The organism is Asticcacaulis sp. P2_B1 (genome assembly GCF_056404915.1).
Map to the genome: position 1 here is coordinate 294,780 of NZ_JBFUDD010000001.1, position 13,326 is coordinate 308,105.

12 protein-coding genes, 4 tRNA genes and 1 pseudogene are annotated in these 13,326 nt (G+C 57.7%); 5 read left to right on the plus strand and 12 right to left on the minus strand.

The window, feature by feature from the left end; all coding sequences use genetic code 11:
* Window positions 1-89: 89 nt before the first annotated feature.
* Both AC1DX3_RS01360 and AC1DX3_RS01365 read right to left on the minus strand, forming a co-directional pair.
* Window positions 90-1,007, minus strand: coding sequence for a lysophospholipid acyltransferase family protein (locus AC1DX3_RS01360; protein WP_476987436.1), 918 nt, complete (start codon window positions 1,005-1,007; stop codon window positions 90-92).
* Window positions 1,008-1,009: 2 nt separating this feature from the next.
* A complete protein-coding gene (locus AC1DX3_RS01365) occupies window positions 1,010-1,786 on the minus strand; it encodes a glycosyltransferase family 2 protein (RefSeq protein WP_476987437.1) in 777 nt (258 codons plus the stop codon).
* 65 nt (window positions 1,787-1,851) lie between these two features.
* Here AC1DX3_RS01365 and AC1DX3_RS01370 point away from each other — a divergent pair.
* The 3 genes and pseudogenes from AC1DX3_RS01370 to sseA form a co-directional block, all read left to right on the plus strand.
* Window positions 1,852-2,346, plus strand: a pseudogene (locus AC1DX3_RS01370) (deoxyribodipyrimidine photo-lyase); the annotation flags it as partial.
* Between the two features lie 384 nt (window positions 2,347-2,730).
* Complete coding sequence (locus AC1DX3_RS01375) at window positions 2,731-3,267, plus strand: FAD-binding domain-containing protein (RefSeq protein WP_476988019.1); 537 nt, start codon at window positions 2,731-2,733, stop codon at window positions 3,265-3,267.
* Window positions 3,251-4,123: a 3-mercaptopyruvate sulfurtransferase gene (gene sseA / locus AC1DX3_RS01380; protein WP_476987438.1), complete on the plus strand. Its 873-nt coding sequence runs from the start codon at window positions 3,251-3,253 to the stop codon at window positions 4,121-4,123. The genes AC1DX3_RS01375 and sseA overlap by 17 nt, the downstream gene beginning before the upstream one ends.
* A 61-nt stretch (window positions 4,124-4,184) precedes the next feature.
* On the opposite strand, the gene AC1DX3_RS01385 is transcribed toward sseA, so the two are convergent.
* The 3 genes from AC1DX3_RS01385 to AC1DX3_RS01395 form a co-directional block, all read right to left on the minus strand.
* A tRNA-Arg gene (locus AC1DX3_RS01385) sits at window positions 4,185-4,261 on the minus strand.
* A gap of 13 nt (window positions 4,262-4,274) precedes the next feature.
* Complete coding sequence (locus tag AC1DX3_RS01390) at window positions 4,275-4,580, minus strand: ETC complex I subunit (protein ID WP_476987439.1); 306 nt, start codon at window positions 4,578-4,580, stop codon at window positions 4,275-4,277.
* Between the two features lie 297 nt (window positions 4,581-4,877).
* Window positions 4,878-4,954: transfer RNA gene (locus AC1DX3_RS01395), tRNA-Pro, on the minus strand.
* Between the two features lie 117 nt (window positions 4,955-5,071).
* On the opposite strand from AC1DX3_RS01395, the gene AC1DX3_RS01400 reads away from it, so the two are divergent.
* The gene (locus AC1DX3_RS01400) at window positions 5,072-5,530 is read left to right on the plus strand and encodes a YaiI/YqxD family protein (protein ID WP_476987440.1); all 459 of its coding nucleotides are present in this window, start codon (window positions 5,072-5,074) and stop codon (window positions 5,528-5,530) included.
* Window positions 5,531-5,596: 66 nt separating this feature from the next.
* Here the strand turns inward: AC1DX3_RS01400 and AC1DX3_RS01405 are convergent.
* From AC1DX3_RS01405 to AC1DX3_RS01435, 7 genes are all read right to left on the minus strand, one after another.
* Window positions 5,597-5,673, minus strand: a tRNA-Pro gene (locus AC1DX3_RS01405).
* Between the two features lie 377 nt (window positions 5,674-6,050).
* Complete coding sequence (locus AC1DX3_RS01410) at window positions 6,051-6,539, minus strand: DUF192 domain-containing protein (protein WP_476987441.1); 489 nt, start codon at window positions 6,537-6,539, stop codon at window positions 6,051-6,053.
* Between the two features lie 123 nt (window positions 6,540-6,662).
* Window positions 6,663-7,229: a cold-shock protein gene (locus tag AC1DX3_RS01415; RefSeq protein ID WP_476987442.1), complete on the minus strand. Its 567-nt coding sequence runs from the start codon at window positions 7,227-7,229 to the stop codon at window positions 6,663-6,665.
* 260 nt (window positions 7,230-7,489) lie between these two features.
* Window positions 7,490-7,564: transfer RNA gene (locus AC1DX3_RS01420), tRNA-Glu, on the minus strand.
* 75 nt (window positions 7,565-7,639) lie between these two features.
* Window positions 7,640-9,499: a single-stranded-DNA-specific exonuclease RecJ gene (recJ, locus tag AC1DX3_RS01425; RefSeq protein WP_476987443.1), complete on the minus strand. Its 1,860-nt coding sequence runs from the start codon at window positions 9,497-9,499 to the stop codon at window positions 7,640-7,642.
* A 1-nt stretch (window position 9,500) separates the two neighbouring features.
* Window positions 9,501-10,475, minus strand: a complete 975-nt coding sequence (gene glpX, locus AC1DX3_RS01430) for a class II fructose-bisphosphatase (RefSeq protein ID WP_476988020.1) — start codon at window positions 10,473-10,475, stop codon at window positions 9,501-9,503.
* A 188-nt stretch (window positions 10,476-10,663) separates the two neighbouring features.
* Window positions 10,664-11,161, minus strand: a complete 498-nt coding sequence (locus AC1DX3_RS01435) for a hypothetical protein (RefSeq protein WP_476987444.1) — start codon at window positions 11,159-11,161, stop codon at window positions 10,664-10,666.
* Window positions 11,162-11,316: 155 nt separating this feature from the next.
* Here AC1DX3_RS01435 and phaC point away from each other — a divergent pair, with 155 nt between their 5' ends.
* Window positions 11,317-13,215: a class I poly(R)-hydroxyalkanoic acid synthase gene (gene phaC / locus AC1DX3_RS01440; RefSeq protein WP_476987445.1), complete on the plus strand. Its 1,899-nt coding sequence runs from the start codon at window positions 11,317-11,319 to the stop codon at window positions 13,213-13,215.
* Window positions 13,216-13,326 lie beyond the last annotated feature (111 nt).

Below are 13,326 nucleotides of genomic sequence, written 5' to 3' on the forward strand. Positions count from 1 at the left end.
AGCGCGATAACCTAAGGGCACACACGCCGGATGCAAAGGCCCACGGTGTGGCGCGGCTTCACTTTTTGTGACCCAACATAACAGCCAAGTCAGATGTCCAACGCCTTGTAAACTTCATTGGGCCAGCGTTTATGCACCCAGAACCATTCTTCCGGATTGTCGCGCACGGCCTGCTCGATGAAAGCGCTGATCTTACATACGGTCGTTTCGATATCGTGGGCCTTATGGCCGGTGTCGTCGACCGTGATCGGTTCATGCACCGTCACCTTGAAACGCGCCTTGTGGAGACGGCGAATGGTGAGCGGCTGCAGAACCGTTCCGAAGCGCTGGGCCAGGCGGGTCGGTCCCGGCGCGGTTTCGGCGATATGGCCGAAGAACGGGGTCGGGACGCCGCGATTGAACTTTTGATCGTTCATCAGGCCTACGGATTCACCCTTTTGCAGAGCGATCAACAGCTCCTTGGCGCCGTCGCTGCCCTTGGGTGCGAACATGCTGACGCCATAGGCGGCGCGGCCGGCCTTAATGCGAGCGTCGACATAAGGATTATTCGCAGCACGGTAGGTGATGAGATAGGGCACTTTCGCCGACAGGATAGCGGCGTTCATGACCTCCCAGTTCGACAGGTGACCGGAAATGAAGATGACGGGTTTGCCGCTGGCAGCTATCTCTTCGAGGCGCGCGAGATTTTCGATCTCGACGCGCGTGGGATCAAAGACGATGCGATCCATGATGGGGAATTCGGCGGTGGTGCGGCCGGTGTTTTCCCATTGGCGTATGATTAGTGCGCGGCGCGAGGCCTCATCCATGTCGGGAAAGGCCAGTTTCAAATTCCGCGTCACCGTCTTTTGCGTCGAGGTCAAAGGCCCAAACGTGCGAAAAAACCAGCAACCGAGATCCGAAGCCGTGTCGACCGGTAGGGCTCGCATCAAGGCGACGATGGCGTCGTAGGCCAGGGCTTCGCAGCGCCACCCGAAATCCTGCCAAAAGGACGGTTTGGTATCGGTCATGATCAGGCGGCTTTGGCAGTCTTCTGGGCGTCAAGGATTTTGACCAGGCGTTTGACCCGGGCTTCCGCCGCCAGATGGCTACTGTAGAGACCGTCCCAACCGCCAGTGAAATGACAGCGAAACAGAAAATAGCGCGTGAAGACGAAGGGATATTCGAACGGCAAGCGCAGCCATATCGACCAGGCCGGCTTGGTCAGGACCTTCGCCTGGAGATTGGTGTAGGAATCCAGCTTGGAACGGATATGAGCATAGGAGCGCGCTGAGAAGTGCATGACAGCGCCATCCAACTGGCCGACCGCCTCGTCCCTGGTGTCGACCGTGTCGTGGACCAGGCTTTCGCGGAAACGCACAACGCGACGATCATAGAGACGGACATAGTTGTGATAATCGGCCCACAGCCGCGGCTTGGTTTTGCCGGGATAGACATTGCGAATCTTGAAACGATAAGCGTTCAATTTCGGCCCCGAACGCATCAATGCGCTGATCTCTTTGTAGAGTTCGGGCGTAACAATCTCATCGGCATCGAGATTGAGGATCCAGTCATGTATAGCACAGTCTTCGCTGTACCGCTTTTGTGGTCCGTAGCCCGGCCAATCGTGATGAATAACGCGGGCACCCAGGCTTTCCGCGACCGCGACCGTATCATCGGTTGAACCGCTGTCGACGACGACGACTTCGTCGACCAGGCCAGCCACCGCACGGATACAGTCGCCAATACGATCGGCTTCGTTCCGGGCGATGATACAGCAGCTTAGAGGTGTCGAATGTGGCTCGTCCATGCTAGCCTTTGTGCCGAAGACGCCTTGATCAAGCAAGATTTTTTAACAAATATATTATGAATATAATGCCACGCCCCGACCAAAACGACGACCGCGCCTCGCCTGTGATCCTATGGTTTCGTAACGATTTACGTTTACGTGACCATGCCGGTGTTGCCGCGGCCCTGGCCACAAAACGGCCGATTTTGCCTGTTTTTATATGGGATGAGCAGGCTGGCACACGCGCGCTGGGCGCCGCTTCAAAGTGGTGGCTACATCGCTCTCTTCATGTTTTGGATGAGGAGCTCGGAAAATTTGAATCAAGATTGATTGTAGCGCGCGGCCGATCTCAGGTCATCCTGGCATCTATTGCAATAAAAAATCATGTAAAAACAATTATATGTTCCCATACATTTGACCCTGTTACTGAGGAATTTGACCGAGGCTTAGCGGACGAGCTGCGCCATCTCGGAATCAAGCTCGAACGACATAATACGACCTTATTAAGTGAGCCAGGCTCGCTGAGGACCAAGGACGATAAGCCATTCCGCGTATTTACGCCGTTTTACAAGGCCCTGCAAACATCGGGAAGGCTTCATGTTGATTCCCCGATTCCGCTGTCAACCCGGGTCTGGCCCAGACCCCCATCATGGCCGCAATCCCTGGCGATCGACGACCTTGGCCTCGACAAAACCCTAACCCCGTCAGGCCAGGACTGGGCGAAAGGCTTTCAAGGCTTCACGCCGGGTGAGCGTGGCGCTCGCGGCGCGCTAAGGCATTTTCTCGGCCATATTCTGGAAACCTATGAACATGACCGTGATCGCCCGGATCTTGATCGGACGTCACGCTTGTCGCCACATCTGCGCTTTGGGGAGATCAGCTCGCAGCGCATATTGCTGGAACTCGATAAGGCCGTAACCGCCAGTCCCGCTCTCGAGACATCGGCTGCCAAGTTTCGCGCTGAACTGGCCTGGCGTGAATTCTCTTACAGCCTTCTCGCTCAACAGCCGCGCCTCGATTGCGTGAACTTCCGTCACGACTTCGACACCTTTCCTTGGCGCGATGACGACAACGAATTTCGCGCCTGGTGCCGTGGTGAAACCGGATACGATCTGGTTGACGCCGGCATGCAGGAGCTGTGGCAGACCGGCTACATGCATAACCGTGTCCGCATGGTCGTCGCGTCGTTTCTCGTTAAACATCTGCTGGTCGACTGGCGCCGCGGCGAGCAATGGTTTTGGGACTGCCTGGTCGATGCCGACCCGGCCAACAACCCAGCCAGTTGGCAATGGGTCGCCGGTTGCGGCGCGGATGCGGCGCCCTATTTCCGGATATTCAATCCAATCACCCAAGCGGATAAATTCGATCCTGACGAAGCCTATCGCAACCGCTATAACCGCGGCCGACAGTTCAAGCCGATTGTCGAGCACGGTTTCGCCAGAGACCGCGCGCTCGCAGCCTACAAGTCCCGCGGAGACGACCACCATGACCACGCAGATTGAACCCGAGATGCTCTACCGCCTCATAACGGCCGCGGATGTGAAAGTCGTCGATGCCAGCATCGAGAAACAGACCGTCAAGGTTTTGGATGCCAGTTGGGCGCTCGACGGCACCGATATGCACGGCTTGTTTCTCCAGGACCATATTCTAGGCGCACAATTTTTCGACATCGAAGCGGTCAGCGATCATAGTACCGACCTGCCCCACATGGCGCCGTCGCCTGAGCAATTTGCCGAAGCGGTCGGTGCCCTCGGTATCGCTGCCTCCGACCACGTCGTCATCTATGACCGCCAGGGTCTTTTTTCCGCCGCGCGTGCCTGGTGGACGTTCAAGCTGATGGGGCACGCGTTTGTTCATGTCTTACGCGGCGGATTGCCCGCATGGAAGACAGCCGGTTATCCGTTGTCATCCAAAGTGACAACACCTGTTGCGACGACCTATACACCTCATCCCCACCCAGAAAAGATTATATCTTTTGATGAGTTACGCCGTCATGTTGACATGCAACGCGATATCATTCTCGACGCCCGGTCGAAGGCGCGGTTCGAAGGTACGGCGCCGGAGCCGCGCGCTGGCCTGCGTTCGGGTCACATGCCCGGCAGCCGCAGCCTGCCCTTCAACGAACTGATCCAAGACGGCGCCCTGAAGCCGCGGCATGAGTTGGAGGTCGTCTTTTCGGTCTACGGCGTCGCGCCGAATCATACCGTCATCACGACCTGCGGCTCCGGTGTGACCGCGGCGATCATCAGTATGGCTTTGGAGGAAATCGGCCATACCCAGGCCCTACTCTACGACGGTTCGTGGTCGGAGTGGGGGCAAGCAGACCGGGACGCACCTGTCATTACGGGCGCGGTTTGATGCAATGAGATTAGGTGGAATAGGACAATGAAGCGTTAATCGCGCAGTCGATAGGCGAACGTGGCGACTCCGACAGGGCTCGAACCTGTAACCGTCCGCTTAGAAGGCGGATGCTCTATCCAGTTGAGCTACGGAGCCTTAAGCGAGTGGCTTAGTGCGTCCAGCTTTGTCTGCGGCCGAAGGCGAAATTATCGGCATAGGCCTTGATGATCTTTGGCGGCGATTCGGGCTCGATCAAACGAAACGGAATGCCATGGTGCTCGGCATAGGCCATGGCCTGGTCCTTGGTCTCGAAGGTCAAGCGCACCTGGGCGTCGGTATCGGCGCTGGAACTCCAGCCCATCAGCGGATCGGGCGTGCGCGCGGATTTCGGTTCGAATTCCAGGATCCAGTCGTGAGTCTTGCCGCGGCCGGACTGCATGGCGGATTTGGAAGGTTTGAAAATACGCGCGAACATGAAGAGCTCCCAATGTGGCAAGGAATCTCGCAAGCCTTACCTGTCTTGTCTGTTACTACCAAATGCAAGGCAAAGGCAATATCGACCTGCGCTTTGCGCAGGACATTATCAGGCGGGGCGAGAGGATTGGCTTCACCGAACTCGCAACTTGCCAAAGCAAATTGCTCGTTTGGCTTCGCTATGCTCCGCCGAACTCATGATTTGCCAAGGCAAATCATTCGTTTCGAACCTAGGTCCAAAGTCCGGTCGCTCCAGACATTTAAAAAGCCCGAGGCCAAGGGCCTCGGGCTTTTTAAATGGTCGGGGCGAGAGGATTCGAACCTCCGGCCTCCTGCTCCCGAAGCAGGCGCGCTACCAGGCTGCGCTACGCCCCGACACTGGAAGAGCGATGCCTATAGCGGCTACATCCGGGGCGGTCAAGGAAAGCCGCATAAGAAAATTGCGAAAAAGTCGTGGTGTCCTCAAGCGCCGCGATCTGCTAACACGCCGACATGACCATTACTGTCTATATCGATGCCGACGCCTGTCCGGTGAAGGACGAAACCTATAAGGTGGCGGCGCGTTACGGTCTAAAAACCTTCGTGGTTTCAAACAGTTTTATCCAAATTCCACGGTCAGAACTGATTGAGCGGATGATTGTCGACTCTGGGCCAGACATCGCCGATGGCTGGATTGCCGATCAGGTTGTCGCCGGCGATGTGGTCGTCACCAACGATATCCCCCTCGCCGGTCGGGTGCTCGCCAAGGACGCCCACGCCGTCGCGCCCAACGGCCGGGCTTTTACCAAGGATTCGATCGGTGCCGCCCTGGCGCAAAGGTCGATCATGGAGCACATTCGATCGACAGGGGAAATCACCGGTGGGCCTCCGCCATTTTCCAACGCCAACCGGTCGCAGTTTCTGCAGACCCTGGATCAGGTGATAGTGCGAGAGCAGAGGGTGAAGAGGTAGGCGATGGATCCGCTTCGACCAGACATAAAAAAAGCCCGAAGCCAAAAGGCCTCAGGCTTTTTTTAATGGTCGGGGCGAAAGGATTCGAACCTTCGACCTGCTGCACCCAAAACAGCTGCGCTACCAGGCTGCGCTACACCCCGACACCTCCCGTCTCCGGGAGGCGCGCTTCATGCCATGCATCGTTCATCGCCGCAAGCCCCGGTGTCGCGAAAAGCCGGCAAACCTCGACTTATCGCTCATGTAAGGTGGATAACCTCAAAATAGGTATGGGGCCAACCCAGAAAGTAAAGGACTCGCGGAGCCTCGGGGCGAGGATTGGCTGCGCTACGCTTCGCCGAACTCGCGATTTGCTAAAGCAAGTCACTCGTTTCGAACCTTTGACCTGCCGCACGCAAAACAGTTGCCCTACCAGGCCACGCTAAACCCCGACATCTCCCGTCACGGTGACGCGAACTTCACGACCTGCATCGTTCACCGCCGCAAGCCCCGGCCTGACGAAAAGCGGGCAAATGAACGCTTAGTGGAAAAAGGGGTGGATAACCTGGTCACCAGGCTTTAGCCCCAACTCGTCGCTAAGGCCCGCCCGCACTTCCAACACGCCGTTGGCAACGCCATTCGATGGCAGAGGCGTGCGGTCGAGCGGCTTGGCGTTCTTGGCGATCGAGACGATTTTGCCGTCAGGCGCGATATAGATGATGTCCAGGCCCAATAGCGTGTCCTTCATCCAGAAGGTCCGCGTATCGATATCCTGAAATTCGAACAACATGCCTTGATCGTCGGCCAGCTTGGTGCGGCACATCAGGCCCTGCTCGCGCGTCGCCTCATTATCGGCGATCTCGACGGTGAAATGCGCCGTTTTTTGCGGTGAGATGGCCACGTCCAGGTTCTGCGGAGCCGAATAAGGCGTCAAATCCATGTTCAGGCATTCAGCCGGCACACCTGCAGCCGGTACTTGCGCCATCGAACAACCAGCCGCGCCGCCCATAAGCAGCGTAGCCAGGGTCACAACGGCCCCTTTGGTGATAAGTTTATAAGACGCCAACATGAGGACCCCACGATTCAGCCACAATCGACCGGACCATGAGCGTCCTCAATGGCGTTTTCAAGGCAAAAATGGCAGCCTGTGGCTTTAGACCAGCGCCCGGGGGTGGACCTCGGTCACGACCAGGCCTTTGGGCCCCTCGCCGAAGCGCACCATGATGGTGTCGCCCTGCTGGACATCCTCAAGGCCATAGCGACGCAAGGTCTCTATGTGAATGAAAATGTCGGTCGGATCGTTGCCGCGCACGACGAAGCCGTAGCCCTTGGTGCGGTTGAACCATTTTATGGTTGCCGCCTCCAAGTCGCCGACGCGCACGCCTTCCACGGCAGCCCGTGGCGGTCGCGGCTGTGCCGCGGCCTCAGCGCGCACATGGACGGCATCGGCGGTCTGTTCGAGATTATCGATCTCGATGACCTGCCAACCCTTGGCGCGCTTGGCGATTTTGCAAGTGATCCTGGCACCCTCGTGGGCGCTGTCGCGACCCAGATCGCGCAGGCTGGAAATGTGAAGCAAAACGTCACGCATACTGGTCAGCGTGGAATCTTGCGGAACGATAAAACCGTAACCCTTGGCAGCGTCAAACCACTTTACATGACCTGAGATCGTTACTAATTCGTCGGCTTCGTTTTTATTATTATAATCAAACAAACTCATCTATCCTCACCATGTCGCATGAACTTTCAAGTGACATCTGCAATCATAACACGGATATCTCGTTTTTCGAGCGAAAATTAAGAGATATTCGCATTTATTGCGAAATTTACGCCGAAAAATCACTTATAGCGAGCACTATTGTGATCACGACAGTAGGTGAGACCGCTACCACACCATAAAAAGATGTGGATAACCCCGCGACCGCCAGCCAAGCAGAGAATTGTTCATGAAAATGTAAGGAAGCAATGTGGTTCATTGAATGGCAGTCCCTAGGGGAGTCGAACCCCTCTTTTCAGGTTGAAAACCTGACGTCCTAACCGATAGACGAAGGGACCGCGTTCAAGAGGTGCGCTAGTTAGCCGTTCTGATTTAGCTGTGCAAGCGCTAATTTGAAATTTTTCACAGGGATGTCACGAAGCCAGGGCGATATCCTCGATTTCTAGCTGAACACCGCGCCGGCCCATATAATCATCCGCTTTCAGACGCCCCAAAACGTGCACCAGACCGGCCGGACGCAGCAAGACGTCGCCGATCGCCGTGCCTTCGGCTCGCCAGACGATGCCTTTCAGCTTAGCCCCCGAATCGTCGCTGAGCTCGAAACGGACGTGCCCGCCCTTCATCACCTGGGCAAAACCGATACGCACCCCTGCAAAAGCCAATAAGGGTTCCGGATTACCCTGGCCGTAAGGTGCCAGCAGGTCGAGGCGATCGTAGAAATCGCGCGATGCCGCTTTCACACTCAATATCGCATCAATATCGACAGCTTCGAGTTGGTCCGCCTCCGGCACGTGGGTCGTGACATAGGCATTGATAAAGGCGCGCAATTCGCCGATCCGTTCACGCTCAACGCTCAAACCCGCGGCCATGGCGTGACCGCCCCCGGACAGCAGTATCCCGGATTCGAAGGCCGCGCCGACCGCCTCGCCCAGATTGACACCGGCTTGGGAACGGCCGGAGCCCTTGCCCATGCCGCTGACCGGATCGACACCTATTATAATGACGGGGCGATGCCAGCGTTCGCGCAGGCGGCCAGCGACAATGCCGATGACGCCGGGATGCCAGTCGTCGCGCGACACTATAATAACGGGATCGTCGCTGGGCCACAGACCCTGCGTCTCGGCGGTCTGCATCGCCTGATCGAGGACCTCGGTCTCAACCTCACGGCGCAGGCGGTTCAGCTCGTCAAGTTCAGCGGCCAGGCTGGAAGCTTCTTCGGAATCGTCGGTCGATAATAGGCGGACGCCGAGGTCCGACCGCCCTACCCGTCCGCCGGCATTGATACGCGGGCCGATGACGAAGCCGGAATGGAAGGTGCTCATCAGCGAGCCGATATCGCCCTTGTCGCCGGCGACATGCATTAATGCTTTTATGCCGGCATTGCCGCGCTGCCCCATGACCTTCAGGCCTTGGGCCGCCAAGGCGCGATTGAAGCCTGTCAGGGCCGTGACATCGCAGATAGCGCCCAACGCCGACAGGTCCAGCCATTGTCTCAGGTCGGGCTTAGCCAGATCCGTGAATAGCCCGCGCTTCTCAGCCTCACGGTTCAGGGCAGCGAGAACGACGAACACGACGCCCGCGGCCGCCAGGTTGCCTTGAGCCGATGTGCAACCCGGTCTATTGGGATTGACGACGGCCAGGGCCTTGGGCGGTTCCTCGCGCATCAGGTGGTGGTCGATCACCACAACGTCCAAGCCGATATCGGCCGCATGATCCAAGGCCTTATGCGCCATGGCGCCGCAATCGACGGTGATGACGAGATCGGCTCCCGATCGTTTCAGGCTGTCGAACGCGGCATTCGAGGGACCGTAGCCTTCTAAGACACGATCCGGCACATAGACCGTCAGATCATGGCCCATATGGCGAAACCAGCGCACCAGCTGAGCGGCGCTGGTGGCGCCATCGACATCATAGTCGGCGAAAATGCATATATTCGCCCGCCGTTGCAGCGCGTCGAGCATGGCGGTAACCGCCTTGTCCATATCCATAAAGGACGATGGTTCAGGGAACAGGGCTTTTAGGGTCGGGTGGATAAAATCCTGCAGCTGCTCGGGCAAGATGCCGCGACCGGCGATGAAGCGCGCCAAAGGTTCGACAAAGGCGTCTTCAGCGACCTTCATCAGGCCCAGGCGGTGGGTAATGTCACGCAGGGTTTCGGGCGCCACGCCGATGCCCGCCATACGCTCTCGCCAAGCCCGGCCTGTCAGTGACGATGTAACCCCGAGATAAGGCGGCACATCGGCGGCGGGCGCGGACTTGGTTAAGGCGCTCATCTTAAGCTTTTAGGGGGCGGCGCATAGACAATTTGCGCACTGTCTTGGTCTTGGACATCATAACCAGGCTCTCGGTCGTGACGAAAACCTCGCCACGGGCTGTCGTTTCCTTTTGCACGCCACGCAGCAGGGCGCCGTGCGTCACACCGGTGGCGATAAAGACGGCGTCGGAGCTGACCAGGTCGTCGAGATCGTATTTGCGGTCGAAATCGGTTAGGCCGAGGCGCTCGGCGCGGCCACGCTCATCGGCATTGCGGAAGACGAGACGCCCCTGGAACTGACCGCCAACGCATTTCAGCGCGGCGCAGGCCAGGACGCCTTCAGGCGCGCCGCCTTGTCCCATATAGATGTCGATGCCGGTTTCAGGTTGCGCCGTGTGAATCACGCCGGCGACGTCGCCATCGGTAATCAGGTGGACGCGGCAGCCTGCTTTGCGCAAGCCGGTGATGATGGCGTCGTGCCGCGGACGGTCGAGTACGCAGGCCACGATTTCCGATACGTCGACTCCCTTGGCCTTGGCCAGGGCGCGGACATTCTCTTCCGGCGTCCAGTCGAGATCGACCACACCCTTGTCATAGCCGGGGCCGATGGCCAGCTTGTCCATATAGGTGTCGGGCGCGTGCAACATGCCGCCGCGCGGCGCGAAAGCGATGACGGCCAGGGCGTTGGCCATGGCCTTGGCGGCCAGGGTTGTGCCTTCAAGAGGGTCCAGCGCGATGTCGATCTGCGGCCCCTTACCCGTTCCAACCTTCTCACCGATATAAAGCATCGGCGCCTCGTCGCGTTCGCCTTCGCCGATGACGATGCGGCCGTCCATGTCGATGGCGTTCAAAGCTTTGCGCATGGCGTCGACGGCGGCCTGATCGGCGGCTTTTTCGTCGCCGCCGCCAACCTGGCCGTAACAGGCGATAGCGGCTTCTTCGGCAACGCGGACGATGTCGAGGCTGAGGTCGAATTCAGTTGAATTTTGGGGCATGATTTTCTGTGCGAAATCCGTTGTTTCTGGCATGGCTCTCTCTTGCGGCTTTAAGTTCAGGTGATGACGGTCCGCCTTGTTATAAAGCTGGCAAATCCGGTCGTGGTGAAAATTCTCGCCCCTTGTGGCCAGGGGTTCAAGAGTTTGGTGTTAACAGACGCGGGGCGCTGTGAACAGGGTTGGTCCGGTCAGTCCTTGACGATCGGTGGCGGAACAAAGTGTTGGTTCAGCACAGCCTGCGTATCTTTTTGTGCCTGCGCGACATCAACCTGTTTACTGAATTCTGGGTCCATCCGGCTGCGCGTCGCTTCGGCGTAAGGTTCCGGCACGTCCTTGTCCCATACCAGAGCCTTGACCTCGGCATTGAACGTCTTGCCCTTGTCGTTTTCTACTTTTACCCGCTGGGCGATTTCCCGAGGCGTCGGCACATTGGTCGGCGGCACCGGAAATTCCGACCATTTCGGGAACGGCAGATTATCGACCTTGGCCGCTGGCGCGGATATGGGCGGGGCCGGCACGACCGGCGGCATATCGACAGGCGCCGTCACAGGCGGCGGCGTCCAGCCAGCTGTGTCAGGATTGGGAGGCTTTTTCGCGGTCTGAGCCAAGGCTTCGCCGGCGAAAAGAACAGCTGCGCAGGCCGTGACGGCGAAGACAGGAATGGTAATTCCGTATCGGATGGTCATGAATCCCCTCTCCGCGGGACGCTTTGCAAAAGCCAGTTCACATTTAAATTTACGCTTCCGGGGTAATGAAACACAAGAAAAATATAATGTGAATTGATTCCATACGCCAAAATATCGCACTGCGGCACCATGCTTTTTGACCGACGAGCCGAAACATGACGAAAACGCCGAAAAAGAACGCCTCTGCCGCCTCCAAGGCGCCGGCCAGAAAAACCACACCGCGCACGTCGGGTAAGACCGCTAAGCCGGAGACCAAGCCTATCCCGACGGAGCCGCCCTTTGACACCGAAAGCCTGCGCAAGCTTGAGTCGTTGTCGGTCAATATCGCCAAGGCGACCATGACGGCGCAAAGCGCACTGGCCAAGACTGTGTTCAAACAGCCTGACCTCGACTCAGGACCGGCGCCAGTCGACCCTTTCCAGGTTGGACCGGCCATGACCGAGATCATGAATTCTCTGGCGGCCAAGCCGGATAAGTTGATCGAGGCGCAGAACGATCTGCTGACCGGCTATATGGAGCTGTGGGGCCAGGTCGCGCGGAAAACCCTTGGGGTCGAAACGGCGCCGGTACAAAAGGCGCCGGATAAGCGCTTTGCCGATCCGCGCTGGGAACAGAATCTCGTGTTCGACGTCATGAAACAAAGTTATCTGCTGTCGTCGACCTGGCTCAACAAACTGATCAGCAGCGTCGACGATGTCGACCCCATCGTCAAACGGCGCGCCGAATTCTTCACCAAGTTGATGACCGACGCCCTGTCGCCGTCCAACTTTTTGATGACCAATCCGGCAGCGCTGCAAACCCTGTTCGACACCAAAGGTGAAAGCCTGGTGAAGGGTATGGAACGCTTCGCCGACGATATGGCGCGCGGCGACGGCAAGTTGATGATTTCTCAAGCCGACAGTGCCCGCTTCAAGGTCGGCGAAAACGTCGCCACCACACCCGGCAAGGTCGTCCACCGCGGCGCCTATTTTGAACTGCTGCAATATAGCCCGACGACCGAGCAGGTGCGCGAAATTCCTTTGCTCATCTTCCCGCCGTGGATCAACAAATTCTATATCCTCGACCTGCAGGCCAAGAATTCGCTCATCAAATGGCTGGTCGATCAGGGATTCACCGTTTTCGTGACGGCTTGGGTCAATCCCGACGTGTCGATGAAGGACACGACCTTCGAAGACTACATGTTCGGCGGCATTTACGAAGCTGTCGCCAAGGTCAAGGAACAATGCGGCGTCGATCAAGTGAATACGGTCGGCTATTGCATCGGTGGGACTCTGCTGGGCGTCGCCCTGGCGCACATGGCGGAAAAGAAAGACAAATCAATTGCTTCCGCTACCTTCTTTACAGCGCAACACGACTTTTCGGAAGCTGGCGACCTGCTGTTGTTCACTTCGGAGACCTGGCTGAAGGAGCTGGAGCGTCAGATGGACGCCGCCGGCGGCGTTTTGCCTGGATCGGCCATGGCCGACACCTTCAATTCTCTGCGCGCCAATGATCTGATCTGGTCTTTCTTCGTCAATAACTACCTGATGGGCAAGGATTTGACGCCGTTCGACCTGCTGTGCTGGAATGCCGACCAGACACGCATGCCCAAGGCCTTGCACATGTTCTACCTGCGCAGGTTTTATGGCGAAAACGCCCTGACCAACCACAATCTGACTCTTGGTGGCGTCGATATCGACCTGAAGAAGGTCAAGATTCCTATCTATGAGCAGGCCGGGCGCGAAGACCACATCGCCCCGCCCGCTTCCGTCTATAAGGGCTCGAAACTGTTTGGCGGACCTGTGACCTTTATGCTGGCCGGTTCCGGTCATATCGCCGGTGTGGTCAACCCTCCGGCCGCGCACAAATACATGCACTGGCTCAATGATAGGCACCCCGACACCCTACAGGATTGGCTGGCTGACGCAGTTGAACACCCCGGCTCGTGGTGGCCGCATTGGGCCGGATGGCTCAACGAACGCTCGGGCGCCATGGTCCCTGCCCGCGACCCGTCCAAGGGTAAGCTGAAGCCTTTGATGGACGCGCCTGGTTCCTACGTCTTGGTCAAGTCATAAGCAAATTCGCCGAACGCGATAAAATTAACCAATTCAAAAGGCTAATTGAGATTTTTGATCTCTTGGGGCAGAAATTTGAATCATTGCGACTTGGTTAATCAATGTTGAAAT

Bases quoted from the DNA above. Each gene is read 5' to 3' on its own strand.
- AC1DX3_RS01360 (WP_476987436.1), bottom strand. From the start codon at position 1,007: ATGACCGATACCAAACCGTCCTTTTGGCAGGATTTCGGGTGGCGCTGC.
- AC1DX3_RS01365 (WP_476987437.1), bottom strand. From the start codon at position 1,786: ATGGACGAGCCACATTCGACACCTCTAAGCTGCTGTATCATCGCCCGG.
- sseA (WP_476987438.1), top strand. From the start codon at position 3,251: ATGACCACGCAGATTGAACCCGAGATGCTCTACCGCCTCATAACGGCC.
- AC1DX3_RS01390 (WP_476987439.1), bottom strand. From the start codon at position 4,580: ATGTTCGCGCGTATTTTCAAACCTTCCAAATCCGCCATGCAGTCCGGC.
- AC1DX3_RS01400 (WP_476987440.1), top strand. From the start codon at position 5,072: ATGACCATTACTGTCTATATCGATGCCGACGCCTGTCCGGTGAAGGAC.
- AC1DX3_RS01415 (WP_476987442.1), bottom strand. From the start codon at position 7,229: ATGAGTTTGTTTGATTATAATAATAAAAACGAAGCCGACGAATTAGTA.
- recJ (WP_476987443.1), bottom strand. From the start codon at position 9,499: ATGAGCGCCTTAACCAAGTCCGCGCCCGCCGCCGATGTGCCGCCTTAT.
- glpX (WP_476988020.1), bottom strand. From the start codon at position 10,475: ATGCCCCAAAATTCAACTGAATTCGACCTCAGCCTCGACATCGTCCGC.
- AC1DX3_RS01435 (WP_476987444.1), bottom strand. From the start codon at position 11,161: ATGACCATCCGATACGGAATTACCATTCCTGTCTTCGCCGTCACGGCC.
- phaC (WP_476987445.1), top strand. From the start codon at position 11,317: ATGACGAAAACGCCGAAAAAGAACGCCTCTGCCGCCTCCAAGGCGCCG.